This is a genomic window from Pseudomonas bohemica (genome assembly GCF_002934685.1).
In the GTDB taxonomy this organism is placed as follows: Bacteria; Pseudomonadota; Gammaproteobacteria; order Pseudomonadales; family Pseudomonadaceae; genus Aquipseudomonas; species Aquipseudomonas bohemica.
Genome location: NZ_NKHL01000035.1, coordinates 1 through 1,885 on the forward strand (window position 1 = coordinate 1; position 1,885 = coordinate 1,885).

The 1,885-nt window shown below is 56.8% G+C and carries 1 protein-coding gene, 2 pseudogenes and 1 other annotated feature; of the genes and pseudogenes, 2 read left to right on the forward strand and 1 reads right to left on the reverse strand.

Annotated elements, in window-relative coordinates:
- Window positions 1-81: 81 nt before the first annotated feature.
- A pseudogene (locus CE491_RS00175) lies at window positions 82-570 on the forward strand (ATP-binding protein); the annotation flags it as partial.
- Between the two features lie 598 nt (window positions 571-1,168).
- On the opposite strand, the gene CE491_RS00180 reads toward CE491_RS00175, so the two are convergent.
- Window positions 1,169-1,423, reverse strand: coding sequence for a hypothetical protein (locus CE491_RS00180; RefSeq protein ID WP_110946381.1), 255 nt, complete (start codon window positions 1,421-1,423; stop codon window positions 1,169-1,171).
- A gap of 40 nt (window positions 1,424-1,463) precedes the next feature.
- Between CE491_RS00180 and CE491_RS00185 the strand changes: the two are divergent.
- Window positions 1,464-1,885: pseudogene (locus CE491_RS00185) on the forward strand (transposase); the annotation flags it as partial.
- Window positions 1,743-1,859: a sequence feature (AL1L pseudoknot), on the forward strand. It overlaps the preceding pseudogene by 117 nt.

Here is a 1,885-nt window from a genome sequence, read left to right on the forward strand (position 1 = left end):
AGTTCGTAACGCTTTGCCATGCGGGCCTCCAGCCAATCATGGCGGCAATCTACCCGCACCGACTTTTCGTACAAAACCTAACAGGGTGTGTTGCCTGCCGCACTGGCAGCGCGTGAAGCAGGGCATACGTTGATTGTCCCTGCGGTAAACGCTGAAGAAGCCTGCCTGGCTTCCGGATTGAAGGTGATCGCGGTCAGTCACCTGCTTGAGCTGGTATCCCACCTCAACGGCCACACCACCATCGCCCCCTACAAATCCAACGGCCTGATCTTGCAAACCCAGCCTTACCCGGACCTGAGTGAAGTTCAGGGCCAGCCTGCTGCCAAGCGCGCTTTGCTGGTCGCGGCAGCGGGCGCGCATAACCTGCTGTTCAGCGGGCCACCCGGTACCGGCAAGACGCTGCTCGCCAGTCGGCTTCCAGGGCTTTTGCCGCCGCTGAATGAGCGTGAAGCGCTGGAAGTCGCAGCGATTCAGTCGGTCGCCAGTCACGCACCGTTGACCAGCTGGCCCCAGCGCCCTTTTCGGCAACCTCATCACTCGGCCTCTGGCCCTGCATTGGTCGGCGGCGGCTGTGACATTTGGAAATTAATGCAACTGGACGGAAATAGATGCAACTGAGCCAATTTCAAGCAGCACGACTGGTTCCTTTGCCAAGGCTGGAAATACGCTGTTTCCAGCAGATCTAAAAACTTAAAGACGAAACAATGGATGATTTCCGCCCTGACTTTCGCCATTCCACGGCGAAGCGGCTCGTGGGCGGCGATCCGATGTCCGTACGACAGGGCTGGGCGCGGCTTCTATCTTCGCAGCGCCTCTAAATCAATTGATTCTATACCGGATATATCCTGACTACTATAATTCGGTATACCAACCAACATCGATGGGGGGACGGCTCGATCTCATGCCATCCAGCGCCAGAGAGTCTGAAGCCCGCTGCTACGCTTATATCATCAACAGCCACTGACAGGGCTCCGGATGTCGCACCTTGCCGAGCTATTGTTCCACTCATGCGGCCGATTGATGAGTACAACCAATAGCCGTTTTCGATCTAGTTGCGTTGTCCTTAACCGCCCATGACGCTAGTTTCAAGCAGGCACCGTCGCCGTGAGACCAAGGCAGCAACGGCGCGATGAGACGCGAACAGTAGGCAGCTCGAAAATCGGATAGCTTAGAGCCTGTCGGCAGCAGTTTTCAGCTCGAGGAACTTGCGCAATAGCACTCCGGCCACAGCTTTACAAACCGGCACCATGTTAGGTTTCAGCTCTACACTACCGACATGGGCAATGTTGTTTCGCGCTAAAGCAATGTTCACAAGCTCCTCCAGAAGGTCATCACCTATCTCAGGGTAAACCTTTTTCAGAGATTCCCACACATAGGCGACTTGAGCTCTCTGGCCACTGTTCACGATCGATTTGAATCGCACCGGGTTTCGTGGAGGCCTCAACTCTTGAGAAGATGAGACCATGAAAAAGACGACGATCTACTCCCCTGAAGTCCGTGAACGTGCTGTGCGAATGGTTCTGGAGCACCTGAACGATTACCCGTCCGAGTGGGCGGCCATTGAGGCCATTGCCCCCGAAGATTGGCTGTGTAGCGCAAACCCTGCATGGCTGGATTCGTCGCCATCAGACCGACGTAGGGCAGCGCCCCGGTCTGACCAGCGAGGAGCGCGAGCGCATCAAGGCTCTGGAACGCGAGAACCGCGAGCTGCGTAAAGCCAACGAGATCCTGCATCTGGCCAGCGCGTATTTTGCCCAGGCGGAGCTCGACCGCCGCACCAAGTTCTGAGGGCATTTGTCGATCAATACCGTGACCGTCTAGGGGTCGAGCCGATCTGTCGCATCTTGCAGATCGCCCCGTCCGGTTACCGCAGGCATGCGGCCCA